General features: G+C 58.8%; 28 protein-coding genes. 17 read left to right on the top strand and 11 right to left on the bottom strand.

Translation table 11 applies throughout. From position 1 onward, the window contains the following. Nucleotides 1-116 precede the first annotated feature (116 nt). Nucleotides 117-617, top strand: coding sequence for an energy transducer TonB family protein (locus EWH10_RS06450; RefSeq protein WP_025548772.1), 501 nt, complete (start codon nucleotides 117-119; stop codon nucleotides 615-617). A 126-nt stretch (nucleotides 618-743) separates the two neighbouring features. Here the strand turns inward: EWH10_RS06450 and EWH10_RS06445 are convergent, their stop codons facing one another. Then, nucleotides 744-1,769, bottom strand: coding sequence for a DUF2279 domain-containing protein (locus tag EWH10_RS06445; protein WP_229742478.1), 1,026 nt, complete (start codon nucleotides 1,767-1,769; stop codon nucleotides 744-746). Nucleotides 1,770-2,343: 574 nt separating this feature from the next. Between EWH10_RS06445 and EWH10_RS06440 the strand changes: the two genes are divergently transcribed. From EWH10_RS06440 to EWH10_RS06430, 3 genes are all read left to right on the top strand, one after another. Next, a complete protein-coding gene (locus tag EWH10_RS06440; protein WP_044661636.1) occupies nucleotides 2,344-2,712 on the top strand; it encodes a thermonuclease family protein in 369 nt (122 codons plus the stop codon). Nucleotides 2,713-2,932: 220 nt separating this feature from the next. Further along, entirely contained in the window at nucleotides 2,933-3,592 is a 660-nt protein-coding gene (locus tag EWH10_RS06435; protein ID WP_083199068.1) for a DUF3800 domain-containing protein, read from the top strand. A gap of 240 nt (nucleotides 3,593-3,832) precedes the next feature. After that, nucleotides 3,833-5,065, top strand: a complete 1,233-nt coding sequence (locus EWH10_RS06430) for a hypothetical protein (protein WP_229742476.1) — start codon at nucleotides 3,833-3,835, stop codon at nucleotides 5,063-5,065. On the opposite strand, the gene EWH10_RS06425 is transcribed toward EWH10_RS06430, so the two are convergent. Both EWH10_RS06425 and EWH10_RS06420 read right to left on the bottom strand, forming a co-directional pair. Next, nucleotides 5,059-6,273: a tyrosine-type recombinase/integrase gene (locus EWH10_RS06425; RefSeq protein ID WP_065846489.1), complete on the bottom strand. Its 1,215-nt coding sequence runs from the start codon at nucleotides 6,271-6,273 to the stop codon at nucleotides 5,059-5,061. The two genes, EWH10_RS06430 and EWH10_RS06425, sit on opposite strands and share 7 nt — an antisense overlap. After that, nucleotides 6,274-6,915, bottom strand: coding sequence for a hypothetical protein (locus EWH10_RS06420; protein ID WP_065846488.1), 642 nt, complete (start codon nucleotides 6,913-6,915; stop codon nucleotides 6,274-6,276). A gap of 116 nt (nucleotides 6,916-7,031) precedes the next feature. Between EWH10_RS06420 and EWH10_RS06415 the strand changes: the two genes are divergently transcribed. From EWH10_RS06415 to EWH10_RS06350, 13 genes are all read left to right on the top strand, one after another. Then, on the top strand, nucleotides 7,032-7,217 hold the full coding sequence (locus EWH10_RS06415) for a helix-turn-helix transcriptional regulator (protein ID WP_130029862.1): 186 nt from the start codon (nucleotides 7,032-7,034) through the stop codon (nucleotides 7,215-7,217). Between the two features lie 16 nt (nucleotides 7,218-7,233). Then, complete coding sequence (locus tag EWH10_RS06410) at nucleotides 7,234-7,422, top strand: hypothetical protein (RefSeq protein WP_165363327.1); 189 nt, start codon at nucleotides 7,234-7,236, stop codon at nucleotides 7,420-7,422. Between the two features lie 63 nt (nucleotides 7,423-7,485). Continuing rightward, complete coding sequence (locus EWH10_RS06405) at nucleotides 7,486-7,767, top strand: hypothetical protein (protein ID WP_130029860.1); 282 nt, start codon at nucleotides 7,486-7,488, stop codon at nucleotides 7,765-7,767. Further along, nucleotides 7,764-8,390 (top strand): hypothetical protein, encoded by a 627-nt coding sequence (locus EWH10_RS06400; RefSeq protein ID WP_130029859.1) that lies wholly within the window; start codon nucleotides 7,764-7,766, stop codon nucleotides 8,388-8,390. Before EWH10_RS06405 ends, EWH10_RS06400 begins: the two co-directional genes overlap by 4 nt. After that, a complete protein-coding gene (locus tag EWH10_RS06395) occupies nucleotides 8,377-9,204 on the top strand; it encodes a hypothetical protein (protein ID WP_130029858.1) in 828 nt (275 codons plus the stop codon). Before EWH10_RS06400 ends, EWH10_RS06395 begins: the two co-directional genes overlap by 14 nt. Next, on the top strand, nucleotides 9,194-9,394 hold the full coding sequence (locus EWH10_RS06390) for a hypothetical protein (RefSeq protein ID WP_165363326.1): 201 nt from the start codon (nucleotides 9,194-9,196) through the stop codon (nucleotides 9,392-9,394). Before EWH10_RS06395 ends, EWH10_RS06390 begins: the two co-directional genes overlap by 11 nt. 471 nt (nucleotides 9,395-9,865) lie before the next feature. Further along, on the top strand, nucleotides 9,866-10,567 hold the full coding sequence (locus tag EWH10_RS06380) for a hypothetical protein (protein WP_013039465.1): 702 nt from the start codon (nucleotides 9,866-9,868) through the stop codon (nucleotides 10,565-10,567). 186 nt (nucleotides 10,568-10,753) lie between these two features. Further along, nucleotides 10,754-12,202, top strand: a complete 1,449-nt coding sequence (locus EWH10_RS06375; RefSeq protein WP_165363325.1) for a DnaB-like helicase C-terminal domain-containing protein — start codon at nucleotides 10,754-10,756, stop codon at nucleotides 12,200-12,202. Between the two features lie 33 nt (nucleotides 12,203-12,235). Next, nucleotides 12,236-12,595 (top strand): hypothetical protein, encoded by a 360-nt coding sequence (locus EWH10_RS06370; RefSeq protein ID WP_188453286.1) that lies wholly within the window; start codon nucleotides 12,236-12,238, stop codon nucleotides 12,593-12,595. 37 nt (nucleotides 12,596-12,632) lie between these two features. Continuing rightward, the gene (locus EWH10_RS06365) at nucleotides 12,633-13,025 is read left to right on the top strand and encodes a hypothetical protein (RefSeq protein ID WP_229742474.1); all 393 of its coding nucleotides are present in this window, start codon (nucleotides 12,633-12,635) and stop codon (nucleotides 13,023-13,025) included. Then, nucleotides 13,018-13,302 carry a hypothetical protein gene (locus tag EWH10_RS06360; protein ID WP_130029853.1) on the top strand — a complete coding sequence of 95 codons (285 nt, stop codon included), beginning with the start codon at nucleotides 13,018-13,020 and terminating at the stop codon, nucleotides 13,300-13,302. Before EWH10_RS06365 ends, EWH10_RS06360 begins: the two co-directional genes overlap by 8 nt. Then, nucleotides 13,299-13,841, top strand: coding sequence for a hypothetical protein (locus tag EWH10_RS06355; RefSeq protein ID WP_130029852.1), 543 nt, complete (start codon nucleotides 13,299-13,301; stop codon nucleotides 13,839-13,841). Before EWH10_RS06360 ends, EWH10_RS06355 begins: the two co-directional genes overlap by 4 nt. Nucleotides 13,842-13,909: 68 nt before the next feature. Next, nucleotides 13,910-14,548: a hypothetical protein gene (locus EWH10_RS06350; RefSeq protein WP_207212576.1), complete on the top strand. Its 639-nt coding sequence runs from the start codon at nucleotides 13,910-13,912 to the stop codon at nucleotides 14,546-14,548. Nucleotides 14,549-14,802: 254 nt separating this feature from the next. Here EWH10_RS06350 and EWH10_RS06345 read toward each other — a convergent pair whose 3' ends face one another. The 8 genes from EWH10_RS06345 to EWH10_RS21675 form a co-directional block, all read right to left on the bottom strand. Beyond that, nucleotides 14,803-15,393, bottom strand: a complete 591-nt coding sequence (locus EWH10_RS06345) for a hypothetical protein (RefSeq protein ID WP_130029850.1) — start codon at nucleotides 15,391-15,393, stop codon at nucleotides 14,803-14,805. Continuing rightward, nucleotides 15,375-16,373: a hypothetical protein gene (locus EWH10_RS06340; RefSeq protein WP_130029849.1), complete on the bottom strand. Its 999-nt coding sequence runs from the start codon at nucleotides 16,371-16,373 to the stop codon at nucleotides 15,375-15,377. Before EWH10_RS06340 ends, EWH10_RS06345 begins: the two co-directional genes overlap by 19 nt. A 198-nt stretch (nucleotides 16,374-16,571) precedes the next feature. Next, nucleotides 16,572-19,607, bottom strand: a complete 3,036-nt coding sequence (locus EWH10_RS06335) for a phage tail length tape measure family protein (RefSeq protein ID WP_229742473.1) — start codon at nucleotides 19,605-19,607, stop codon at nucleotides 16,572-16,574. Nucleotides 19,608-19,609: 2 nt separating this feature from the next. Beyond that, nucleotides 19,610-20,317, bottom strand: a complete 708-nt coding sequence (locus EWH10_RS06330) for a hypothetical protein (RefSeq protein ID WP_229742471.1) — start codon at nucleotides 20,315-20,317, stop codon at nucleotides 19,610-19,612. Between the two features lie 391 nt (nucleotides 20,318-20,708). Then, nucleotides 20,709-22,634, bottom strand: coding sequence for an ATP-binding protein (locus tag EWH10_RS06325; protein WP_065846487.1), 1,926 nt, complete (start codon nucleotides 22,632-22,634; stop codon nucleotides 20,709-20,711). Between the two features lie 558 nt (nucleotides 22,635-23,192). Then, nucleotides 23,193-23,564, bottom strand: a complete 372-nt coding sequence (locus EWH10_RS06320) for a thermonuclease family protein (RefSeq protein ID WP_065846486.1) — start codon at nucleotides 23,562-23,564, stop codon at nucleotides 23,193-23,195. 73 nt (nucleotides 23,565-23,637) lie between these two features. Continuing rightward, a complete protein-coding gene (locus tag EWH10_RS06315) occupies nucleotides 23,638-23,922 on the bottom strand; it encodes a hypothetical protein (RefSeq protein WP_065846485.1) in 285 nt (94 codons plus the stop codon). 427 nt (nucleotides 23,923-24,349) lie between these two features. Beyond that, on the bottom strand, nucleotides 24,350-24,514 hold the full coding sequence (locus EWH10_RS21675; RefSeq protein WP_165363324.1) for a hypothetical protein: 165 nt from the start codon (nucleotides 24,512-24,514) through the stop codon (nucleotides 24,350-24,352). Nucleotides 24,515-24,751: the final 237 nt, after the last annotated feature.

The following is a 24,751-nucleotide window of genomic DNA, read 5'->3' as shown; positions in this document are numbered from 1 at the left end:
ATATTCATTACCAGCAGGATCGATTTTGTAATATATAGCTTCGCGCTGCTTTCGGCCAGTCAGACACAGCCGCAGCCGCAATCCACGACATCATTATCCTGGCAGAGGAGGCCCTTATGCGTGCCAGATATTTGGTGCTTTGCTCGTCCCTGCTGCTGTCGACAGGGGTTAGCGCCAGACAGCCCGGCGACCAGCTGACCGTCATTGCGTCTCCCGAAAAGGAGATGACCCTTGAAAAATGGCAGAGCCGGACCGCGACCCGGCTGACCGGCAGCATCCGCCGCGCCGCCGATCAGAATTTCGACCGGGATGCGACCGGCTATACCCGCGTCGAATTCCGTCTGGACGGGGAGGGGCGGCCGCAAGCCGTCTCGCTGGCCCAGCCTTCATCGTCGCCCGCCGTCGACAGCATATCCCTGCGGGCGGTGAAGCGGATGGGGCGGCTGACGCCCCTGCCGCCGCAGATCGCCGCCTCGTCCCGGTTCGAAGCCTGGATCGTCGTCGCCAGCGACGCGCTGGAACGCGACGCCATGTTGCGCCGGCTGCGCACCGACCACCGCGCCCGGACGATGGCGCAGGCCGACGGCGACAGGCCGGTCCTGATTGCGTCGCGCTGAGCGCCGTCCTTCCCCCCGGACGGCGTTGCGCGATGCGGAGTCTGGAGGAGCGGCCGGGCGGTTCGATGCGGCGCGGGTCAGCCTGCGCGCATCCGCCCCGTTCGCTCTTCCAGCTTCCCTTGCCCGTCAATGGAAATAGGCGGCGGTATAGGGAAGCTGGAAATAGTTGAGCCCGCTGCCGATCGCCCGGCCCAGGCGCGAGCGGCTGTCGCGGAAGAACAGCTGCTTGATGTTGAGGCCGACGCCGAAGAAGATGTCGCGCTCCGGCTCTCTTCCGGCGGCGCGGTCGGCATTGGTGAAATTCCTGCCGCGATAGCCGACCTGCAGTTCGACGAAGCGCAGCGGGCTGTCGCGCAATCCCCTGAAACCGGAGAGTTCGAGCGCCAGAAGGAAGCGCTGCTGCTCATAATGACGCTTTCCCTTGAAGCTGTAGACCTCTGAATTGGGCATCATCAGCAGGCGGAAATCGAGCTTCTCCTCCAGCCCCGGCACGGTGTGGCGGAGCACCGAGAAGGCCGCGCCGCCGCTGTTGAAGACCACGTCCTGTATCGAAAAGCCGCTGTCCTTCTTATGCGCGTCCCACAGCTCGCCATAGAGCATGAGGCCCATGGAAAGCAGCGCCGCGGGCGCCGCCGCCCGCGCCCGGTCATGAGTCCTGCGGGCGATCCGCGCGCCCAGAAATTCAGCGAAGAGATAGGCATTGAAGGCGTGGGTCAGCTTGTCGATGCCCAGATTATGGGTGTTCTTGCCGAACCAGCCCTCATCCTTGAAATGGAAATGGGTCGTGCCGTCGGTCCAATAGGCCTGCGTCGCGGTGATATAGGCGAACAGGCCGATAGTCTCCCATCTGGCGGCGCCGATGCGGCTGCCCAGCGAATGGTAACGCCCTTCCATGACGGGATCGGGAGGAGGCGGGATGCGCGGATCGGCCGGCCCCTGGACCCTGTTGCCGGTCTCGGGCGGTTCCGGCGTCATGGCGCGGAGGTCGAAAGGTGTTGCCAGCAGGGCCGTTTGGACCGCTTCATCCGGGCGGACGTCTTGCGCATCCGCCGGCGTCAGGGCGATGCAGAGAGCCCAGGGGAGCGGCAGGAATGTCCATGCAGGGCGCATCCTCTCCTCCCCGACAGACTGCGCCCATTGCAGGCTTTGCATGGGCGCTTGATCTCATCGCGGGAATTTAATCTGGACCGGCCATGGGGGACAATTTGCGAAAATGGGTAATGCTTGCCCATTATTGCTTATTGCATTGGCAACTGCGTCCAATAGCGGACGATCTATATCCTGTATCGCGCCCTGCCCCGACGCGCCGGCGAAAATCCCCGGTGGCGGCGATGCGCCATGACATCTGCATGCCCGGGCCGCCCTATATGTCGGAAGTCATATGGCATCGGATCGGATATTTTACCATTCTGTATCAAAGCGATACATATTCGCGGGGAAAGGCAAAATAGGTTGGAGGATCAATTATGAATGCGTAAACATACGCAATGGGGACAGGTCTCCGGTGGAGAATGGAGGCAGTCGGTGAGGGGCCCGTAGAGGTCGCTCCCGTGCCAGCGCCAGCTTTCCCAAGGTCGTGGACGGCGGGATTCTGGCACCATTTCCCCCGCAGGTTCCCGCAACGGCTCCGGGCGATGGGGCCACTGTCCCGCGCGGGGCAAGGACGATGGGGAGAGGACATGATTGCTAGCCTGGGCGTTTCCCTTCCCGGTCCGAGGTTGAGGGAATGATCGGCGCCCTGTTCCTGGCGTCCGCCCTGACGGTGGTCGATGGCGGCATGCTGCGCGTGAATGGCGAGCCGATCCGGCTGATCGGCATCGAAGCCCCCGACATTGTCGGCCGTTGCCGCAAGGGCAAGGCCTGCCCGGAGGACAGTTCGCGCCGGAGCAAGGAAAGCCTGAAGCACGCTTTGCGCGATCCCATCACCATCGTCCCCGTGGCGCGCGACGCGTATGGGCGCACCGTGGCCATCGTCTATGCCGGTGGGCTCAACATGTCGTGCGAACAGCTTCGCAAGGGCATGGCCGTCTATAGGCCGGCATGGGACATGGGGCGCCGGCTGGCCAGGGAATGCCGTTTCCTGACAAGGCGGTGATCGGGCGCGGCATTCTTGGAGCCCAAAGCGCCCCCGGCCTTGCCGTGGGTCCCGTGATTTCGTGGAAAGTGTGGATGCCCGACAAGGATTCGAACCTTGATTGACGGAGTCAGAGTCCCCCAAGATGGTACGGTTTTCAGGGATTTTTTGGCTCCATGTTGCATCGATGTTGCAATTCGAGCGAGAACGCCTTGCAGGGCGGCAGTTCTGATCAGGTCAAATGGCGAAATTGTTTGCCGCGGCCGACATGCGCGCTATCCCGTGTGCAATGTTGGTGTTCATAGATGAAAGTGGGGATGCGGGTTTTCGCCTGGATCGTGGTTCCTCGAATGTCTTTGCCGTCGCGATGGTCATGTTTGATGATCACGAAATCGCGAGGCAGACATCGGATGCGATCGATCAGGCGCGCGCTGCGTGGCCCGGATTGGCTGAATTCAAATTCAGCAAGGCGAGCCGGGACGCGAGGGATGCCTTCTTTCAGGCCATCGCGCCTTTCGATTTCCGCGTGCGGGTTTTGGTGGTTCGCAAGGAGCAAATTTATTCAGGCCGGCTCCGGAGCGACAAGGAAGCCTTCTATCAGTTTTTTGTGAAAACCATGATGAAGTTCGACAATGGTCGGTTGCACGCGGCGCGGGTTATCATCGACGGGTCGGGCGAACGCGCATTCCGGCGAGACCTCCAATCCCACTTGAGGAAACACGCGGCGGCCGGAGCCATCAAGGACATCCGATTGAAGGATTCGCGCGGTGATAGCCTGGTCCAGCTCGCTGACATGTGCGTCGGCGCCGTCGCCCGGTCATACCGCACTGACCGGCCGGACCACGGTCGTTGGCGGAAAATGATCCGTACCAAGCTGGATGACGTCTGGGAATTTGAGTGAATGCGCTCTTCCGGCCTATCCAGCCGATTGGCTGGAACGCACACCGTCCGGTGACAGTTCGGCGCGGAAGAGCGACTTTGCACGTATGCATATACGCATGACACGTTAAAATTCAACTGCGGGTTGAATCGGCCGAAATCCGGCCGCTGGCTTGAGCCGCTCCAGTTCGCACGCAATCAATTCCGTCATCCGCGATCAACATCATGTAAGAAGGCACCGTCGAGTCGATACGGGGCCAGCATGGCGCGCACGTTCACCCGCCAGGAATTTTACGACCTCGTCTGGTCGAAGCCCCTGACTCATCTCGCCAAGGAGTTCCTCCTCTCGGACGTGGCGTTGCATAAGATCTGCAAGAAGCACGATATCCCGCATCCGCCGCTGGGGTGGTGGGCGAAGAAGGCGGCAGGCAAACCTGTGAAGCAGACGCCGCTGCCCCGAGTCCAAGCCGATGCCTCGGACACGATTACTATCGCTGCTGGCGACACAAAGCCGGATTCAGATTTCATAGTGAGCGTGCGCGAAGAGGCCCGGGTGCTCGCCTCGTCCTTTTCAGCTGATGCTCAGGTGCCGAATCATCCGCTGGTGACTCGTACCATCGCCCAGTTACGCAAGGGAAAGCCGTCATCCATCAATGGTCTTATTTCCGTAGAAGGTCGCGACTTGATCAAAGTTTGCGTCGGGCGGGCCTCGTTTGATCGGCTGGAACTCGCACTAAATCGAATCGTGGCTGCTGCTGAGGGCCTTGGCATTGATGTTGCCACCACTGAGAAAGCGGCTGCTTTCGCCTACCAAGGCGAGCTGGTGGGTTTCTCTATAAATGAGGGGATCAGGCGTGAACCGCACGTACTGACCCCGCAGGAGTTGGCTGAGGATGAGTTAGCTCGAAAAGCGCGAAAGCGCCGTTGGAGTGGATCTAGCGATTGGGACGAAGGGGACTTCAACCTGACATTCCTCCGGCGACCTGAATGGGACTATCACCCAAACGGGCTGATGGCGTTCGAGTTTGATCAACGATACTTCTGGGGCAGCAGCCCTCGGCGTAGTTTTCGCGATGCGAAGGTGCAGCGCCTGGAAAGCATGGCGATCGACATCGCTGTAGGCGTCGTCATCGTTGCAGCGGCAATGCGGGATGATCGCCTCCGACGAGAGGAAGAATTTCGGCGGAAAGAAGAAGCTCGCCGCGAAAGAGAGCGCGTACAACGGGACAGGCACATCGAGGAACGCCGGGGTGCGGCGCTTGACCAGCTACTGGAGGAGGTTGGCTCCCTTGACCGGCTGCGGCGGCTGGTATCGGCCTTACGGGCTGAACAAAGCGGTGCTGAAGGGCGAGTCGGCGCCTTCGTCGTATTTGCAGAAAACCGGTTGGCTGAAAGAGAAGCTGCATTGACAGCGCAGGCGCTTGAGCAGCGCCTGACCGACAAGCATCTTTTCGGCGAAGACGACGATTTCGACTTTCGACCGAAGCTTTACTGATGCCTGATCGGCTCCCCTGATGTCGACGTTGCCAGCGCTTCGCTGAGTTCGCGCTCAATCACTGCAACAACGGCCGCGTCCTGATCCGCCTGGTCGAACAGGTGGCCATATGTGTCAAATGTGACCTGAATGGAGCTGTGTCCCATCCATTTCTGCACGCGCTTGGGATTTACCCGCTGTTCAATCCACAGCGAGGCAGCGGCATGGCGGAAATCATGCAGGGTATAGCGTTGGGCCACCACCGGCTGCCGTTCTTTATTCAGCATGGGCTTCCCGTCCTTCATCGCCGGATCGGCAATGCCAGCCGCAAGCTGGACCGCGCCCAGGATGTTCACGTTCATAAACATGTGGCTCATCACCCGCTTGGCCAGCGACGGGAACACCAGACCGTCGTCGGTTGGTGGGCAGGCTAGTTTCCATGCCGTGAGCGCTGCAATGGCAGATGCGGGGAGGGGGATGGTCCGATATCCCGCCTCCGATTTGGGCGGGCCGATGACGTTCTTCACATCGGCGCGCTGGTCGACCGTCACCGTTGCAGCCTTCAGGTCGATGCACCGCCAGGGCAAGCCGCGCAGTTCGGATGCGCGCAGGCCGGCGAAGATGGCGATAAGGGCGAGGGGATAGGCCATCGGCTCCGCCGATACCTTGGCGGCTTCCAGAATGGCCTTCAGCTCCGCTTTCGTCGGAATGACGATCTTCGGCTTTTCACGCTTGGCCCGGCGCATCTTCACGCCGGCAACGACGTTCTGCGCCACATGCCCGCGGGACTGGGCTTCATTGATGATCGCGGTCAGGGAACGGAGAACCCGGCTGGCCATCGGCCGGGACAGCTTTTCCATAAGCTGGTCGCGCCACTCCTCCGCGATCGGCCGGGTGATCTGGGACAGCTTTCGGTCGCCGCACATCGGCACGATATGAAGGTTCACATGCTGGCGGTAGGCGGCCAGCGTCGACACTTCGAGATTTTCGCGTTCGCCGCGCTTGATCCAAAGGTCAGCAGCCTTGGCAACGGTGATGGACTGCGAATCAGGCGTATGGGTGCCCTGCTGGACCTGATAGGCTGCTGTGGTCAGCCAAGATTCTGCATCCTTCTTCCGAGCGAATTGCTTGCTGCGGCGTTTACCGGCCGCGTCTCGATAGTCGACCTGCCAGGCCGTCTTCTCTTCGCCAGAGGGGGTGGGCCAAGTACGGCGGCGGATGCTAGTCATCTAGAATACTTCATAATCCGCTTTCCAGGCGCCACCAGCGCGGACCCAGTAGTTCTCGTCCGAATAATCAATTATCCACGATTTGAACTCTTTATCATCTACAAATTCGGGAATTCGAGAAAATCGATCCGCTGCGACAATCACGCTTCTTACCACATCATTGGCGCAAATAATGATGTGAGAGTGCCCGATCCGTTGATCATCTCTCAGCAGGAAATCATTACTCAAGCTCTCTTGATCATCGATGTAAACTGGTGAATTCCAACCCTTACGATCTAAGCCGCCGGTCAGGTCTTCCAGCGAGTATTGCATGATACGGATGAATGTGTCCGAGCTGCGTGTTCCAAAAGGATTTTGCAAGGCGCGCCCGAAACCGGCCGCAAACTGCCGCCAGCTTGGCGTGACAATCCCTGTTGCTGTCGCTGCCGGCAATCCGAGATTTATAAGTTCAAACGCACTGATGAGCTGAAAAAGATGGGCGCCGGAGTAAGCCATCTTTGCTCCGCGGCCAACGTTAACGCCAGGCGGAAACTGCAGTTTCTGAAGCTGTTTGATCCGTGCTCGAAGGGTGCCAACGCGATCAGGATGAATGCGCAAATGCGCGGCCACCGTAGCCTCCAATTGACCGTATGTGAGAATCATCGCTGCTCCTGCTGGCTACAACTCTCCCTCTACCTCTTGACGAAAGAAAATTGCAAGTTCATGAAGAGAGTCGGCTATAGCTGTAGCCCACAATAAACTTACGGAAGGTAAACGTTATGAGCCTGGCAGATGACCTTCTTAAAGGCGTACCGGAAATCGCCCACCACATGGGGAAAACGGAGCGCGCCACCTATCATCTAATTTACAATAACCAGCTTCCCCACTTTAAAATCGGCGGGCGTATCCACGCTCGAAAATCAGAACTGGACGCCGCCTTCCGCTCGCAGGCTGTAAATGGCTGAGGCTGTCCTTGCCCATGTGGCGATGCCCACTCCGGCCGATCAGCTTCGCGTTGCGCTCGACGTTGTGCAGATCATGAACGACCTGATCATTGTCCGTGAAAATGACGCGAACGACGCGGCGATGAAAATTGCTGCCCAGCAGATCAAGATCAACGCGGATCGGGCGATGACCCTCGTCGATGAAATGGCGGGTGCACAGGCCTGAAGAGTGCTGACGAGGCGGCTGCCACCGACCTCGCCAGCGATGTTCAATCAGAAGGAAGTCCCTATGAACCAGGTAACATTACCTGGGGCGACTGCTGACGTCACCCCAAAACTTCAGCGCTTTCTCGCCCGCCTTGATCGGCCGGCGCTTGAGGCGGTTGCCCAGGCAGCCATAGACCGGCTGGACGACATAGACGGCGATCCCGACTTTGAAGACGATGATCCCGCCGGCCAGTCCGATGAGGACGGGGTTAACACTGGAAACGGCCTCTTCTCACTGCATGGAAGGGGATTTGATGGCCCAGGCTGCCCGATCGCAGACTCAGGAGAGCAGGAGTGGGCATGATGGAACACCACAACTGCGCATTTCCGCAGAACGTAACCACCCCACCGGGTGCAAGTGAGGCATGGATGGCTGCGACATGCCATTTCCAACGCGCCCGCACCGCCGAAACCTCATACGATCGTTCGACCTGGCGCCCTGCCTATAGAGCGGAGAGGCGAGGCGGATCCGATATTCCTGCGGCCGTCGATGCCGAGATGGAGCGGCTTACTGAAGCCCGTTGCGAAGCCGAGGAGGCTCTCATCGCTACCTCCGCGCCCGATCTGCAGGCTGCAGTGTGGAAGCTCCAATATGCCCGCCGGCGGTGGGCAGCCTTCGAGGAATGGCCAGATGACTGGTGGTCCAGCATCATGGCGGACCTTACGAGGCTGGCGGCGCTCCCAAGTATTGAATTCGATGCTGCTAGCTGGCTCACCCAATTTGAAGCGGTGGGCGGAGGGTTCATCGTGAAGCCGGAGGGTGTGGAGATTTGTTTCATGCTCCACGGCCACCCCCCGGCCGCCCAGCAGGAGGCCAAGCGGCTGTTCGACATAATCGACGCGGATGCGGTGAAGCGCGCCGCGGTCCGGGATGTGGTCGTAGCAAACGTGGCCAATGAGTCGGGAGGCGCACATGGCCGCGCCTGACTATCCTCATAACATCGCACGCTTCGCGCTGGATGCGATCACTGGCATTCTCCCCTTTAGTGAAACCGAATGCGCGCCAGCGTTGGACGCTATAGGGATAGCTGATCCGGCCGATCGCGCCCGGCTTTCGGCCTTCCTGATCGGCTATGCCCTCGAATATCGGTTCGTCTCGCTCGGTGAGGTTTCCAGGCCTCGCGGCCGTGAGATCATCGACGCGCTTGGCAATGTCGCCAAGGCCGCCCAGCAGATTGATGATGCCTTGCTTGTCCTTCGTCGTGCACGACAGACGGCATTTGAAGGGGGAGGAGCTCGCGAAGACTATCGGCAGGCGCTCTTCCCAATGATGGTCGAGAGTGTTCAGGCTGCCTTCCGTCTTCCACGCACGGAATGGAAAGGCGGCTTCGAAGATCCTCTTACCGGGGGATTTGCGCAGATCGCGGATGCAGCAGCCGATCTCGCTGATCGCTTTACGGTTGAGGATGTACGAGCGCCGACGCGTCAGCAGCACCCAGGGCTGACACTCCTCATCCTTCGCCTTGCTGGGATGTACGAGGAATGGACAGGCCGACGGCCGACGGCAGCGCAGAACAGCGAGCAGCCTGAATACCGGACGCCGTTTGTGCGGTTCGTTCATGCCTTCGCGCCGCTAGCTGGGGTAGCGTCGGACTTGGCGCCGAAATCGATCCGCGCCGCTTTATCCTCCCGATTGCCTCAAAAAATATGCGCAATCGGGCCGAATGACGGGGCTTCTGATCCGTGTCACCCATCGTCGGACAATGTTGGACAAACTGGGAGCCACGATCATGAAAGCTGATCGCATCGAACCACATGTCGTGCCGATTTCGACTGCCCGGCAGTTGCTCGGCGGCCTCTCGCGATCGACGATCTATGCGCACATGGGGACTGAAGGCGGGTTGGAAGGCGTCAAGATCGCCGGCCGCCGGATGATCACCATGCGCTCGATAAAGAGGATGACCGGCGGAGGCGATTATGGGCCTCGCTGAGCGGTACGTAATTCAAATTGTGCACGCGCCGTTCGCTGCTGGCTTCGATGTGAAGGTCACGCCTGCCCCGGCTGAAGAGAATCTGGACGCCACGTTTCCAGATCATCGCCGGGCCAGTCGCTGGGCTGATGGCCTTCGACGCACTCGCGGTTGGCGCATCATTGACCGCACCGGCTTGGCCGACCTCCACCGCGTACAGGCATAGGACATTCCGATGCTCGACACACAGAAAAAGGGCCGGAACGCGCCAACGCCCGGCCCCATACTCGACGCCTCAGCATGTAGTCGAACTGGCGCGCTTCCGCAACAGTGCAACATCCGTTCGCCGGTGGAAATGGCATGGCATCGCTATCGGGCGCTGGTTCTCCAGGCCGCGCAGGATCCGCAGTTATTGAAGGACACATGGCATCGCCGGTCAATGGCCCGTGCCCACTCGGCTTGGTCCCGGCTCTTTGTCGGAGGGACGGCATAATGGCGCGCATTCGTTCAGTGCATCCCGGCCTGTGGACGGATGAACGGTTCGCCTCCGTTACTCCTCTCGCCCGGCTCCTGTTCATCGGCATTTGGAACGAGTGTGATGACATGGGCTCGTTTGAATGGTCGCCACTCAAGCTGAAGATGCGGCTTCTCCCCGCAGACAATGCGGACGCGGGTGCGCTTTTGGATGAACTAGCGGGCGCTGGTTGCATCATGCGTTACCAAATCGATGGTCGTGAGCTTGGTGCAGTTCGGAACTTCGCGCTCTTTCAACGGCCCAAAAAGCCGAACTCACTATACCCTCAAACGCCCGAAGTTCGGAAATACTGCGCGCATAAGGATGAAGCAGTTCCGTCCGAGTTCCCCACCGGTGGAGAAATTCCTCCGCAGATGGAGGATGGAGGAGGTAATAGTAATTCCGTTTCTAACGAAACGGGCTCCGCCGTCGAAATCGATGATCCGGCAAAAATCATGTTCGACGCGGGCATCGCACTGATCACGTCGGCCGGAACACCCGAAAGGCAGGCCAGAAGCTGGCTCGGCAAGACGCGGCGGGATTACTCCGTTGAGGCGGTGATTGCAGCGATCAGCCAGGCGAAGCGGAACAGTGCGAGCGATCCGATCCCGTACATGGAACGAGCCTTGAAAAATCAGGCGGGACAGGAGGCCGGTGATGACATGCCGCTGTACGCATGACCGCCGCCGATCAACTGGCGGCGCTGGGCATTCGCCTATCGAGCTATTCGCCGGGGGAGCACACCAGCACCTGTCCGCAATGCTCGCCGCACCGGAAAAAGAAATCCGCGCGCTGCCTGTCGGTGCTGATCGATGCCCGAGGCTGGGCATGCTGCTGCCACCATTGCGGCTGGAAGGATGGATCTCGTGAAACTGACCAAACCTCACATGGACTGGCTCGACGCCAGGGGAATCGATCCCGCACTGGCGGCAAAGTTTGGTTTGGCATCCGTGGACCGGTTCGGAAGGATGATGCTTTCGGTCCCCTATCGCGAGGCTGGCCGAACGCTCAATCACAAGTACCGGGACCCGCTCGACAAGGCTCGGCAGGCCATGGACCAAGGCGCCCCGCTGACCCTGCTCAACATAGATTGCCTGTCGGACGAATCTCTGGCCGGCCAGCCCCTGATCATTGTGGAGGGCGAGTGGGACTTCCTCGCCACGCTGACGGCCGGCAAGCGCCGGGTGGTCTCAGTCCCCAACGGCGCCCCCAAGGAGGCGAGCGGCGATGACGAACTCCAGGAAGGAGCCCGCTACGCTTGGTTCTGGCGTCATTACGATGCCCTGTCCCGGATCAAGAGCGTGATCCTGGCAGTAGATAACGACGAACCGGGAAAGGCTCTGGCCGCCGACCTTTGCCGCCTCTTCGGGCCGGAGCGGTGCAGCTTCGTGGAGTATCCGGCTGGCTGCAAAGATCCGAACGATGTCGTCATACATTCTGGCCATCAGCGGTTGGTGGAAGTTCTTGATGCAGCCAAGCCATATCCGGTCAAAGGGCTGTACGCGCTGGACGACTTTCCCGAGCAACCGTCCTATCAGGCTTGGCCAACAGGCGTGGGTAAACTGGATGAACTGTTCCAGATCGTGCCGCGAACCTTCACCGTCGCCACCGGCTATGCGGGGCAGGGAAAGACCAGCTTCCTCATGTGGATACTGGCCAATCTAATCCGGCGCGGAATCCACGTTACAGCCGCCAGTTTCGAGACGGACATCAAGCCGATCTTCCACCGCAAGCTGCGGGCCGCCATCCTCGAAACTGGTGAATTTGCGCAGCACGACCCGAAGGAGCGTGACTGGGCAGACGGAATGATCCGTCGGTATCTCGCCATCATTTCGCACTCACCGATGGACGACGAAGATGCGCTCAGCGTGGAAGATGTGCTGGATCTAGGCCGGGCGTCGGTCATCCGTAACGGAACGCGATTGCTGCTGATCGATCCTTGGAACGAAATCGACCACAAGCGCCGCGGCGACGAAAGTGAAACCGATTATACCGGCCGGGCGATCCGGCTGATGAAACGCTTTGCTAAGCAAAATGATGTCGCGGTGTGGGTGATTGCTCATCCTGCCAAGCCATCCCAGTTGCAAGGCAAGCCCCGGATGCCCGGCCTGTATGACATCAGCGGCTCAGCGAATTGGGCGAACAAGGCTGACTACGGGCTCTGCTTTCAGATCAAGAGCCGAGAATATTGGACCACCACTATAGCCGTGACGAAGGTTCGAATGGGCCTGCCGGGCAAGATGGGATCGGTCGTGATCCAGTTCGATCCGCGCCGATCCTCCTATTCATTCTACAGCGAAGAAGCCGCCGCGTGACATCCAAAGCTTCAGTTGAAGGACCAAAACATCATGACCGATACGACAATCCTGCATGATCGCCTGCTCAGCAAATTGCGAGAGGCAGTCACTGCGGTGGTCGACATTGATGGTGCTGAGGAAAAGGCCATCGAGATCGCGGCGACGGCCCTGACTGACATGCTCGCCAATGTGCTTGCCCGCCTTCCCGCAGCTCTCGACCCGGAAGGGGCAACAACGATCAGCTTGGCGATGGGGAACCGCATGATGCGGCGGATGATGCTCGAGGCGATGGACCGGGGCGAGTTGTTCGACCTTCGCGGAGCGCCAAGCCAGGGTGGCCGAAACTCTGCAATAGGCTCCGCCGAAAAAATCACCGACCGGCCAACCCGCAAACCTCGCGGTAAAGGCTGAATCCACTGTGGCGACCGCTCCCAAAATGGAGACTGAAATGCCTACAATCGACCAAAACATCGAAGAGCAGAGCGAATCTCCTCCTCGATTTGGAGGACTAAATCGCATGAGTGACACACAAATTTTACATGATCGCTTACTCAGCCAACTACGCGAAGCCGTCGCCTCCATCTTCAACATAAACGGCGCAGAAGGACAGGCTATCGGGGCGGCCGCAGACGCACTGACCGATGCCTTGGCAGAAGTGTTGGCCAAACTGCCATTGGCCGCTACCGACGTCGGGGGCCGGATCTTGGCAAAGACCTACAGCAGGCGGTTTACTGGCCAACTTACCATCCAGAGATTGAACCTATCCGAGATGGCCGACCTAGTCGCGATCGAGGAAGAGGTTGTGGCTGCGCTGGCAGGGGAGACACTCGGCCATGCCTGATCCCAAGCTCATCGCTGAAGGCGGCAAGGTCGCCTACGCAATTCACCAGGCTATGACCGATGGCGGAATCGTCGGCGCCGACCGAGCACGTTCGCAGCTGTCAGAAGCTGACATACGCGCGCTGGCGGCATTCCGAGATCACCAGCTCGCCACCTTGGTCGCCCAAGTCGAAGATAGCCCACAAGGTGCAGAAATCCGCTGGCAGGCCGCCCTTCGGGCTTATGACGCCCATGTTTCCAACGTTCTCGCCACCACCATTTCAGGAGCGAAGAAATGACCATTCCCGCGTTTCGTCAGAACTTGTTTGCTGGCCTTTCTGCGGCCGCGCCGGCCGTGCCTCGTAAAGTATCGGTGGCTGCGCCGACCGCTGTTGCCCAGCCCTCGGCACGGCAGTCCAGCGCTCCGGTGAAATCAACTGCAACGATCGAAGCCGAGCACCATGCCGCCGAGCGCGCTCGTATAGCGGCGGCGGTGGAGCAGCAGCGCCAGGCCCAAGTGGCTGCCGCCGAGGAAAAGGCACGTCGGAAGGAGGCTTCGGATGCCGTTTGGGCAAAGGCATGGGCGCCGCGCGAAGGCTTGCCGGGCATGAATGGACGGCGAGACGAGGCTAGCCGCAAAGCTAACGGCTCGGTCTGGGCGAAAGCCAGAGCGGCCAACGAGGGCCTAGCTGGCTCGAACGCACGATCTGGTACCGATCAGGACAACAGTTCGACTGCCGCTAGCACCATCAAGCGGCAAAAAAGCGATGATGTATGGGCACGGGCATACGCTAAAAACCAAGCCCTCCGCGCCCACTTGGACGGAGGTAATCGGTAATGTCGCTTTTCGCTCGAGAGTCAGCTTATGAAGCTGAGTTGTCCCCCTTGGACAAGGCACGTGCGGCGATGGAAGCGATTGACGTCGATACACACGTCAATCGGGTAGAATCCCTCAAACTTGGTATCGCCGCCAAGGAAAAAGCACGCGATCGGGCTCAGGTGCGGCTGCTGGAATTGCATGAGACAATCCGCGACGGGCGGCAGCCCGACGGCAATGACATCGCACAGGCGCTACTAGCTGATGGTAAGTTGCCGCCCATCCCCGATGACTTAGCTCGGGAGAAGGATCAGCTCGTTGTAGGCATCGGCGCGCTTAATCGTCAGATTAATGACGGTTACCTGCCACTGCGCCGTCCCTGGGACAAACTGCGGCAAGAGATGGGGCAGGCAGGCGAACCATTGCTGGACGATCTATATCGGCAAGCCCAAGAAGCGATCGCGCAGGTCGAGCAGATTTACGCCACGGTGGTCTCACTCAGTTTGATCATGCAGACAGGCAAGATTGATGCGCTGCGGCGCCTCAGCGGAACAATGCTGGCTGGTGGACGTGAGTTCCGCAGATTTTTCGAGTTCGCCACGCCAATAGAAGTGGATCAAACGATATTGGCATTAAATGATCTGCCCGCATTGAAGGCGATGCGCCGGCAGATCCGCGAGACGGTCGACCCGCCCTCGCAGCTGCAGATGGATCGAGACGGCCTCTGATCACGACAACTGGCTGGCGCTTCGGTCTGGCGCCAGCCGATAAACGCTCGGTGGGGCTTTTCATCCTTTTCACCCATCGGAAACTCGGGCCCGGTGCTGGCGCCATGACAACCAGCGCGCCGGGCCTCTTCATGCGACATCGTATCTATAATGGCCCTTGCTTCGATGTTTACTCCGAGTGGATTAAACGACGTGCCCCTGAACGATGCCGCCGTCCTGCAGTATTCCATCTGGGGCTGGGCGCATGGGCGCCTTCAGTGACGCTTCTCGGGATCCTGAAGGTCTTCAAGATTGACCGTCTTGCCGAAGTCTGGGTGTCGTCCAAAAAGCTCCTTCATCGGTGGAATTTTTTGCGCGTTTTCGGCTGTTTTCTTTGCAGCTTCGTCTATCGCGATGCGGTGCCGGATCATCAGCGATCGGCGAAGAATTCCCGGGACTTGGCCAGCTCGCATCAGAATCAATGCCACCACGGCTGTTACGGTCGCTTGGCCACCCCGATTGAGCATTTCACCAATGTGAGACAATCGGTGGATTGGGGCAGGAACGGGTATAGCCAGCGCGATCAGGCACACGATTGTCACGCCCACTAGGCCAAACAGCGCAAACAAGGCATTCACCGCCGCATTCAATTCGTCGTTCAGATCATTGATGGCTTTCACCGACCGGCCGCTTGCGGTCATACTTCCCATTATGAGGGAGATTGTAGGCAAGATGCTCGCGGAAACCAGGCTCAGGAAAGTTACCAATAGTCGGCCGCTGTCGCCGGCTAATGTCGCCGGCGGCAGCAGCGCTCCAAGCGCAAAGGCGACAGGCAATCCTACCTTTTCTATCCGGCGAAGTTGCAATCTATTCTTCCTGCTTCAGCCCACATGCGAAGCGCGTTCACAATCTGTTCCATAGCACTTGTGGGATCCAAAAGCGAGTTGACCGCGTCGACGGACATCAGAGTGGAAAGCTTTACGATGCCTCCCTTCTCCCGGCCATCGCCGCGCAAGCCAATATCGGCTGGATCTATATTGCGAAGAGCCTCGTTGATGGTCGCACGCGATATAGGCTTTTTCTTTCGCCGTTCCTTGATGAAGACCTTGAAATAACCTTCAATTGTTCCGTCATCGGGAACTTCTCCCCGAAGTCGTTCCAGCGCCTCAGGCGTCCACCCAAGAACCCTCAATACGTCAAAAACCGTTGCACCTTCTTCGCGCGCTTGAGCAGCCTCTCTCTCAGCAATAGCTACTTCACGCCGAGGCTGCCCCTGATTGTTGTTGGGGACCGCGGCAATCTCAATTTCCGATGATTCGGACAACTCCTTGCCATCACCGGCCAAAAATTTCCCATTAAGGATTATGGCTTGGCCGGGCTCAAGTTCACCAGCGTCCTGAAACATGCGCGTCAGATACCGTTCGAGCGTGCGGCCTTTAACCTGCGTCCCCTCGATGAGACCAACGTTATTTCCGATGACTGCGAAATACAGTGCACCTTTGAGGACCCGCGCCTGCTCGCCTACATTCAAACTTTGAAGGACAAACTCGTCTGTGTCGTCGTCCAATGATTGCGTCACTGCATGGACATCCGAACCTTCCTGAAGATGGATCAGCTGACCAGCGAAAATGGGTCCGCCCCAGGTCTCACGTGGTGAGAGTTTATTGAGAATAACGAAACTATTGTCTTGGTCGATATCCAATTTCCGCAGCTTCGCATTCTCAGCAAGCGCCTGCCCGCGCGCGCGCCGCTGAAGAACATCAACAATCATTGCCTTGAGGTTAGCGCCTTCACCGATCCCATCGGTCTTTAGCTGCCGATATTGAACTGTGCACTTCTTCGCCACTCTATCCCTCCGAATCTTACGCATGCATAACAAATCGCAAAGCGTTAAAAGTCGAGTGCAAATGAACAGTTAGCGCATATTGGTTGAAAATATTTCATCGGACGAGTTTATGGTTCTGCAGCCGTTCTTGGGCCAGGGCGCACGCAGCGCCCTGGTCCCACCGCTACCAGGAACCAGGTCTGCGGCAATGAATAACATTTAGAAGTTCTGCTTCGCTGTGCGGAGCACTTGGGCAGCGGGCGTTGTCGCAACTCCTGCGCGTAGAGCGGCCAACTGGTTCACAATCGCCTGCAGCCAGGCAGTGGTTTCGCCGGTCTGCGATGTCAGGGCTGCCACCAGTTTTTGCGTCTGGCTTTCCGTTGCTGAAACAACCGGTGCCGTGGCGCCGTCGCTGGCGAAGAGGCTTTCCCTTGCAGCCGAAATCGATGCGATGTTGCTTTCCGAAGCGATCCTAGTCTTGGTGAGCGCCGTCACCTGGTCCAGCAGCTTGAAATAGTCCTCGCTCGAGCCATAGATCTGCCGCTGCAAGTCGAGCAGCGTCCGGGCGGCGTCCGAATAGTCGTCATAGGCGGAGGTGTCGCCGGCGGCCACGCGCTGGGCGAGCGGGTTATAATTGGCCTGAGCCTCCGCCAGGCGCTCGCGGAGCGACCGGGCATCATTGCCGACGGTCAGTTCATCGAACAGAGACCTCAGCGATGCGGTGACCTTCTCCGCCGCATCCTTGACAGCGGCGGCGCGCTCCTTGCCGTAAAGCTCCTCGAGTTGCGCATATTCTTCGGTGGATGCGCCGGCTTCCTCGAAGATCTTCTTCAGCCGGGTGAACTCCTTGTCGAGCGTGTCCAGCGCTGCGCCGACCGGGTCGGTATATTCCTTCAGCCGGTGGAACACGTTTTCGAAGTCCAGCGCCTTTTGAAGCTGGCCCTCGATGTCGTCGGAGCGGGTCAGCAGCGCTTGCGTGGAAGCGCGAAGGCCAAGCAGGGCGCCATCCTTTACCGCGTCGGCAATGGCATATTTGATCGCGTCCTCGCCGCCTTCCTTGCCGAAGTCTTTGATGTCGGTCCGGCCGGAGCCGCCCTTCAGCTTGCCTTCGCGGCCGATGGTGGAGACACGCCACTTGCCTTTGTACTGGCCGATGGAGACCTGGTACCCGCCGACGTCGGCGCCAAGCTGCTCAGCGATCGCGTCCAGCCCGCTCTGGATCGACGTGCCCGCAAGATTGGCATTGGACCGATAGGCCGCCTTATTGCCGGCGACTGTGACGTCGCCGTTCCCTTGGCCGGTGACGACGGCAGTGCCCCATTTGGGCTTCGACAAGAGGCCGCCCAGGGCGCCGCCTAGCAGGCCGCCAGCAATTGAGCCCAGTGGGCCAGCAAAGTCCCCGAAGGCTTCGCCAAAGGCATCTTTCAGGGGCTTGGTCAGGAACTTTTCGCCGATCTTGTTACCGAGCGCACCTCCGATGCTGCTGGTGAGCGCGTTATTCGCCCCGCCAAGGAGCAAGCCAGCGGCAGTCTGACCTGCGCCAGCGCCTTGCAGGATTTTCGTCATACCCTTCTTGAATTCGCCGTCGCCGCCGAAAATTTCGTCCAGCTTTTCGGTAACGTTCTTCCAGCCGTCCTCGCCCACCATCGGGGAGAAGGCGCGCAGGATGTCGCCCGCCTTTCCGTTCACACCGTAGAAATTGCCGCCATCGAGAATGCCGCCGACTATGCCGGCGGCACCTCCCGCCAGCCCACCAAGGCGCTGCAAAGCGTCGAGCTGCCGCAGATGGCCGTCGAGAACCTGTTGAGCACCCTGCGCTCTGGCTTCTTCAAGAGACGCCAGATCTTTCGCCTGCTGGATTAGCTGATCGCCAACAGTGACTTGATCTTTGCCCCACGATAACTGACGCTCAATCATATCCTGCGCCAGCTTGCCGACGTTACCCTGAGCCTGGAGTCGATCTTCGAACAGATCCTTCGCCATTTCTGCCTGCGGGTCCGTTTTCGGCTTAGGCGAACGATCAATTTTCGGTTTCAACAACAGGCCGCGATCTCCGGTGGTGCCTGCACCATTGAGAAGCCGCTCCGCCGCTTCAAATGTCTTTACGTTTGCTAGCTCAACTCCCAGGCTGGCGATGGATTTGGCAGCAGAGGCGAATGCTTCGTCAGTCAATGCGCCAGCTTTACGGAGGTTATCAAGGCGCTGAACCGCCGTTTTGCCATCTATCTCGCCAGTAAGGAAGGATCTTGAGATGGCACCCCGCGCACCTGCATCGACGCGTCTGACATCGAAGCCGCCACCAAAGCCGCCCGACAATTCGGTGGTGGGCGCCTGGAGTGATTGGACTTCCCCGCGGAGGGCATTTGCGCGCGTTTGTGCCTGGATGGCCCCAACCTTCGACTGAGCTATTGCGAGGGCAATAAGCTCCTTTCGCTGTGTCGTGATTTTGCCGGTGGCCAGATCCATTGCATCACCCATGATGCCCTGCGCACTGCCGACAGCATCGGAGGAGAATTTGATCTTCTCCAGAGCATCAGCAGTATCCTCCGATTTCGTAAGCAGCGAACCCAGCGCTGTTCCTGCGATGGCGAGAGCGGCCACCCACGGGCTTGATAGGAAGCGACCGACCGCCGCAGCTTTGCCACCCATCTGAGCCAGTGAGAATGCTGCTTGGCTGCCCTGCTGGGTAAGGATCATGAGCGGGTTGATACCCAACTGCATTTGGATAGCTACGTCCTGCATTTGCTGGGCTAGCATCATCTGGGCCTGCCGATGGGCGTTGCTGGATCGGGTGGCTATCATGTTGCCATCGGAAAGGGCGATTAACGATATGCTGTTCTGCCGAGCAACCTGATTGATGCGTTCAACTGCGGCGACATGAAGGTTCGCCACGCGAGCAGCATTTTCTTCTTCATCCGCAAGCCGGCGCGCCGCCATGATAGAGGCCTGTGTCGCTAAGCTGTAGTCATTTTCGGCGGCCGCAGCCGCAGTCATGGAGGTGGCTATCTTCCTGGCGGCTTGAGCACGCATTTCCGCTGCCGCGGCGGCCGCGCGTAGATCGGAAGCGCCAAGATCGCTCTTTCCCCCGACCAAAGCGTCAGAGATTTCGCGTGTTATCTGGTCCATCGAGACCTGCGCCGCCTTCTGGGCTCGATTGACGGACGTTTGCATCGCCCGCTCGAAGGCGGGAAGCCCATCGGATGTTTCCTGATAGGTCGCGCGGATGAAAGCGGGAAAGACGGCTTCAGTTGCCATGCTTATTTCTCCAATTCTCTAGCGAGGAGCGTGGGCAGCTCAGCCCGCACGCCATCAATGATCTGAAGGGGATCGACACGCGCCTGGCGCGACGTTGATCGGATGCCTGTGAAGGCGATAAAATTTTCGCGGAGTTCGCGACCGAGACGGATGCCGCCCCGCCTGGGGAGGCGACGAGGGCGGGCCTTGCCACTGGTGGCGACTGTCACAGCGGGCACAATCAACAGGACCTCGCCGGAATGCTTGCCGGGAATCTGTACGAGCGGCCCGATACGCTGTTCCAGACCTGACGATTTCCAGTTGGACGGTTCAACGCGTCCACCGCCTTTCACGCGGCGTTGCAACTCGGGAGAGGGAATCCAAAGCCAGCGAGCGTTCCGCGGGCGGATATTGGCGCCGCGGGTGTACGCCTCAATTGCGCCGACGGTTCTTTCGTTTCGACTTTTCAGATGCACGGCGCTGGACGCCGAGACCTCGCGAGCAGAGGATCGATGGAGGCGCCCGCCTTTATCCAGGTCGGAAGATGCTTCCACTGCATTGCCGAGCCGGCCAAGGCCAGCGCGTGCCATAGCGCCCCGGATCCTGCTGACAGCAATTCTACCCCCTTGATGGCTGGCTTGTAGGAGTGCGCTTTCCGCCTTTTCGCGAATCTGGCGCTCCAACTCTCGAAACTGGGCAGAAGACGGTCCGGCGACCGTGGGTTTGAACATGGCAATCGCTCCGCAAAAATGCGGCGCCATGACCGGATTTCTATGTCAGAATGTGCAAAAACGCACAAGTATAATCACGTGATCCGGGTGCTTACGGCAATAGCCAAAAGAAGGAGCCCCGACGGCATTATTACGGTGTGAGTTTCGAGTCTGCTCCCGCTATGGCGGATTTAATCGTGGCTGTTGGGATATTGGAAACGGTGGGGTTGAGCGGCTGTCTCAGCTCAGCCTGCCGTGGCAATTAGGGAGCCAGTGAAACGCGTTGCGAACAGGCTGAACCAGCTCCGGTCCATTTCGTAGGACCGGCGCATTTCGCCGTTTGCGTCCTCGTAGAGGATCGGCCGGGATTTCGGCCGTCGAGTTCGGGGGCTTTGCGGAGCAGTAGCAAAATTCAGAAGCCTAGCCCAGCCTGTCGGGGCAACTGAGGAGCCATGTAAGCTTCTGGTTCAATGCCGAGCTCCGCCAAAAAAGGCGCGTCTCGCAATCTTTCCCGCAATCCCAGCATCCGCTTCTCTGCACGTTTGATGAAGGTTGAATACGTCATCGCTCGGATCGTCACGCGACCGTTGTTCTTGGTTTCGTCACCTACCTCAGTAGGGTCAATGCGGGATCCGAGCACATAACAGGTTACGATGGTGCTATCATTCACCAATCCCTTGGCAATCAATTCGCGTACGTATTGCCAAGGCTGCTGCTTCTCTTTCGAGCCAATCAGAACACCAGGTTTCTTTATCTCCGCGATCACAAGCCGGGATACACCGTCAACGTCGTGCCCCAGATCATGGGAGTCTCGACTATAAAATCCAGCGCTGCCGTCGGGAAGAATCACGAAGTCCGGTCGCAATCGGCTACCTTTGTCTGCGTGGCCAAAAAGCCTGCTGATCACTTCGGTCATGCCCCGATTGCTAGTGAACTCCAAGCTTTCGAACTCAGGCCCGAACACCCAAAGACTACGATCGAAGAGTGGCTGGAGGTCGCCAACTTCATCCATGGTTTCGTCGCGGAGCTTTTGGTCAAGCTCTTGGATGAGACGGAGACGCTGCGCGATTTCATCCAAAGCCATCTTCGCGGTGCGGACTGACCAATCCATGAGAAGTGCATTCAATTCGTCGAGATCGCCTGGCTTCATTTCGTGTAGCTTGTTAATCAATTCGAATTTCGACGTGGACAGCTCGAGATTCGCCAAGACCGCGGCGACCTGCTCTACCGTGTCAAGGTTCATAGATGGGCACGTATCGACGACTTGATCTACAAAATCATTCCAGCGATCACGACTTACGGGCGGCAGCTTGGAAACTGTCTTGCCAAGGTTTTCGCGAACAGTTTCCTTTGTCTCCCTACGGCGATCTGCACTGAAGTCACTTAGGTGCTCCCGAATTTTGGCATGCACGGCCGATTGAGTAGCTGGCCATGCGAGTCCGTTTGGCCAAAAACCCGCCCAATCTGGCAAAACCTCGTCCGCAAGAAAATCGGCACGGACGATAAAGATGAAGCGCTTGGCTTCGCTGCTCCGTCCATCAACGAGGCGCTCCTGATCAAATCCTACCCATCCTGGCGTTCCCACGACGCGATTGTTCACGCGCCAAGCAATGCCGTGGTGCCGGGTCGTTTTATCTGCCTTCTGGGTATCGATGATGATGAGTTGCGCTGTGCCGTATCCCTCGATGTCAACATCCACCGTCCGACGCTGAGCTTCAGGGATGTCATCGAACGTGATCGTCGTTCCGTTCAGAGTAACCCGGAAATTGGGGTCAGCAAGAAACCGAGTGCCGATCACCTCCCGAGCCTCTTCAGCTGACATCATGACCAGATGGGGTTGAATGGCCATAATCTCAGTGCCGTGCCCCTCCACCTCATCCGCTGCGGCTATGCGTTCGATCGTGAACGGCTGGGTCACGCCCCTTCGAACCTCGAATGTGGTCGAGCGGCCATCACGCCAAGTGCGGACCTTATACGCTTCTCCGAACCGGAAAGCTGCATGGCGGCCCTTTCCATTGCGCCCATATGCTGTGCGAGGACTGAGGTCTGAAAGCTCTGGCGGAGGCGCTGAGCTATTCCCGTCTTCCCGTGCGCGATTGTAGTCCAGCGTCTTCCATCGAGTGAGGAACTGCGCTTCAGTCATCCCCTTGCCGTTGTCCGAGATGGTGAAAGGTTCGTCGCCCGTTCGCTCAGGCCATACGATGTCCACCTGTGTCGCCCAAGCGTCCCATGCATTTGCGACCAGTTCAACGATAGCAGTCGAAGCGTCGGTGATGATCGAGCCAGCGTGCCGCTCCATGAAGCGGTTGTCGAACAGCAAACCTAGTTCTTCAGCCATGATCCCCCTCCGATCAGCACGGCTGCGCCGTGTCAGCTTGTTGATATCAGGTCAAGGTTTAGCAAGAAATGAAGGCGGCATGCTGCACAAGATTGAGCTGACCAGTGCGGTGTTGCCTGAAGGAGGCGATTGCAACGCTATCGCGAGGCGCGGATGACTGATCCGAAATCTGGGCGCGAGGGCTTCCTGCGCCGTCAGGGTTGAGAAATCGTGGGTCCTACCGGGCCCGATTTGGACGTCTAAAGCGGTGGGGAACCGCATTTTTGTCATGTATGACGCATTTGGCAGAAAGCGATTGTTAGAACTTCGAGTTACATCTGCAAATGCGAAACAGACCAACCTGATCCAGCAACGCCCTCGATCCAATCTGAGATGACAAGAACAGCAGGGAATCGACAGGGCTGACTTTGTGTTAGAATTTCGACACCACCCAGGAGCCTATGCCCAGCAGAGAAAGGCCGGCCAGCAAGGCGAATTCTATCCGCATGGGCCAAGGACCTTCGCGACCGCGGTTCACAAGATCATCGTGCCGGTCTTTCCAGCGGTGGCGATAGCGGCTCATCTGCAGTCCGCCGCCAGCCGGCCGCCATTATCCCAAGCAGGCTTGTACACTGCCAGCCCCTTCCGCAGCATCTCGCACGCAACGTTCTTCTCGCCGGCATAGACCTGAGCCACGGTCCTGCCGTAGCGGTCGCGGGTGACAGGCGAGATCACCACCCCTGGAGCAATAAGCCTGGCGAGATGGGCCTTGCTCTTCTCCGGATCTCCGGGCGCGCAGGCGCGGCCCTTGCGGCAGTGCCCTGCCATCTCAGGCGCATCAATGCCGAGCAGCCTTACCCGGCCGATCTCGGAACATCGGAGCGTGTCGCCGTCGATCGCGGTGCAGATCGTTGGAGGCTGGTAGATGCTGATGAGGAAGGCGAGGATCATTCAACTTTAATGTCGATGCGGAGGTTGTTGCCGTCATTGACGATCACGGCGGCGACCAAAATCAGAGGGGTGATCAGGGCTTCTCCTCCAGCATGGCGTCTATCATCGCTTGCCAATCTTCAATGACCTTATCGTTAAATCCAAGGCCACCCTCGCTGTGCGCGTATATCATGGCCTCGCTCGGATCGCGTACCGCTAGAAACGCGGCGCGGGCTAAGCTGACATAGCGTGTCCACGCGGGATGCGGAGGCTTGAAGCCGAAACCGATATGAACATCGTCTTCGTCTGTCATCGTGTAATCCGGATCGACCCCAAAATCGTGGCAAATGGCACGGGCGGCGCGTTCGAGCGGTGTCATAGAGGCATGGTTGCGCGGTAGGCATAGGCAGTCAATAGATGCCCCGCCCGCGTGTGCCTAGCGAAGCGAGACCGCGGGCAACGGACAGCCCGCTGTCGCATCAACATGGCTAGGTGGGCGCCTCCATCGTAACTCGCAGGCTCCCACCGCGTCATGCCCGAACGGCGCCACTTTAAGCCGACGGAATCGGAATGACACCAGCGCAGTTTAGCGACGAGAAAAGCGATAACCGCTGCGCTGGGAATGACTCGCCGTTGGTGTGTCAAAATGCCCCGCCTCACGCGAAGGAAAGGCAGGGCCAGGTTGGGTCGCACACAGGCATAGCCTGTGACCAGTAAGCTACAGTCAATCTATAGGGGTACGATATGCCCATAATGATAGGTGCCCCACGATTCCGGATTATATCCACAGGTGCACAGCAGAGTGATCATATCACGTCTAGCGCCTCGTCCATGGATCGGGCTTGCTTGAGATAGTTCGCCGCCAATGCGAGATGAACCCGCTTGGCTGTTGGATCATCAATGGTGTTGGCTTTTCGGATTTCGCTTCTGGCGCGGCGCTCATAGTAGGCCTTATCCGAAACATCACGCATCTTTGCTCCTCCTTGAGTTGAACAAAAGCGCCCACATTGAGGGGGCGCTATCCCAGGCAGCTTTCCTGGGGATAGGAATCTTATCAAAATGCGCGGCAATTCTTCAACTGTGTCGATCGCCTTTGCGGATGACCCCGTCTAGGGAAGTCGCCGCAGGAAAAGAAAGGGCGAGCTGCGATGCACGCCCTCCTTTGTAGATCGGATCGCGCTCAGCGCTTGCCGGTGGACCTCTGAAAT

Source organism: Sphingobium fuliginis, assembly GCF_004152845.1.
Classification (GTDB): domain Bacteria; phylum Pseudomonadota; class Alphaproteobacteria; order Sphingomonadales; family Sphingomonadaceae; genus Sphingobium; species Sphingobium fuliginis.
The sequence above is the reverse complement of the archived record's forward strand: the minus strand, read 5'-3'. Positions and strand labels throughout refer to the sequence as shown.

Bases quoted from the DNA above. Each gene is read 5' to 3' on its own strand.
- EWH10_RS06450 (WP_025548772.1), top strand. From the start codon at position 117: ATGCGTGCCAGATATTTGGTGCTTTGCTCGTCCCTGCTGCTGTCGACA.
- EWH10_RS06445 (WP_229742478.1), bottom strand. From the start codon at position 1,769: ATGCAAAGCCTGCAATGGGCGCAGTCTGTCGGGGAGGAGAGGATGCGC.
- EWH10_RS06440 (WP_044661636.1), top strand. From the start codon at position 2,344: ATGATCGGCGCCCTGTTCCTGGCGTCCGCCCTGACGGTGGTCGATGGC.
- EWH10_RS06435 (WP_083199068.1), top strand. From the start codon at position 2,933: ATGGCGAAATTGTTTGCCGCGGCCGACATGCGCGCTATCCCGTGTGCA.
- EWH10_RS06430 (WP_229742476.1), top strand. From the start codon at position 3,833: ATGGCGCGCACGTTCACCCGCCAGGAATTTTACGACCTCGTCTGGTCG.
- EWH10_RS06425 (WP_065846489.1), bottom strand. From the start codon at position 6,273: ATGACTAGCATCCGCCGCCGTACTTGGCCCACCCCCTCTGGCGAAGAG.
- EWH10_RS06420 (WP_065846488.1), bottom strand. From the start codon at position 6,915: ATGATTCTCACATACGGTCAATTGGAGGCTACGGTGGCCGCGCATTTG.
- EWH10_RS06415 (WP_130029862.1), top strand. From the start codon at position 7,032: ATGAGCCTGGCAGATGACCTTCTTAAAGGCGTACCGGAAATCGCCCAC.
- EWH10_RS06405 (WP_130029860.1), top strand. From the start codon at position 7,486: ATGAACCAGGTAACATTACCTGGGGCGACTGCTGACGTCACCCCAAAA.
- EWH10_RS06400 (WP_130029859.1), top strand. From the start codon at position 7,764: ATGATGGAACACCACAACTGCGCATTTCCGCAGAACGTAACCACCCCA.
- EWH10_RS06395 (WP_130029858.1), top strand. From the start codon at position 8,377: ATGGCCGCGCCTGACTATCCTCATAACATCGCACGCTTCGCGCTGGAT.
- EWH10_RS06390 (WP_165363326.1), top strand. From the start codon at position 9,194: ATGAAAGCTGATCGCATCGAACCACATGTCGTGCCGATTTCGACTGCC.
- EWH10_RS06380 (WP_013039465.1), top strand. From the start codon at position 9,866: ATGGCGCGCATTCGTTCAGTGCATCCCGGCCTGTGGACGGATGAACGG.
- EWH10_RS06370 (WP_188453286.1), top strand. From the start codon at position 12,236: ATGACCGATACGACAATCCTGCATGATCGCCTGCTCAGCAAATTGCGA.
- EWH10_RS06365 (WP_229742474.1), top strand. From the start codon at position 12,633: ATGCCTACAATCGACCAAAACATCGAAGAGCAGAGCGAATCTCCTCCT.
- EWH10_RS06360 (WP_130029853.1), top strand. From the start codon at position 13,018: ATGCCTGATCCCAAGCTCATCGCTGAAGGCGGCAAGGTCGCCTACGCA.
- EWH10_RS06355 (WP_130029852.1), top strand. From the start codon at position 13,299: ATGACCATTCCCGCGTTTCGTCAGAACTTGTTTGCTGGCCTTTCTGCG.
- EWH10_RS06350 (WP_207212576.1), top strand. From the start codon at position 13,910: ATGGAAGCGATTGACGTCGATACACACGTCAATCGGGTAGAATCCCTC.
- EWH10_RS06335 (WP_229742473.1), bottom strand. From the start codon at position 19,607: ATGGCAACTGAAGCCGTCTTTCCCGCTTTCATCCGCGCGACCTATCAG.
- EWH10_RS06330 (WP_229742471.1), bottom strand. From the start codon at position 20,317: ATGTTCAAACCCACGGTCGCCGGACCGTCTTCTGCCCAGTTTCGAGAG.
- EWH10_RS06325 (WP_065846487.1), bottom strand. From the start codon at position 22,634: ATGGCTGAAGAACTAGGTTTGCTGTTCGACAACCGCTTCATGGAGCGG.
- EWH10_RS06320 (WP_065846486.1), bottom strand. From the start codon at position 23,564: ATGATCCTCGCCTTCCTCATCAGCATCTACCAGCCTCCAACGATCTGC.
- EWH10_RS06315 (WP_065846485.1), bottom strand. From the start codon at position 23,922: ATGACACCGCTCGAACGCGCCGCCCGTGCCATTTGCCACGATTTTGGG.
- EWH10_RS21675 (WP_165363324.1), bottom strand. From the start codon at position 24,514: ATGCGTGATGTTTCGGATAAGGCCTACTATGAGCGCCGCGCCAGAAGC.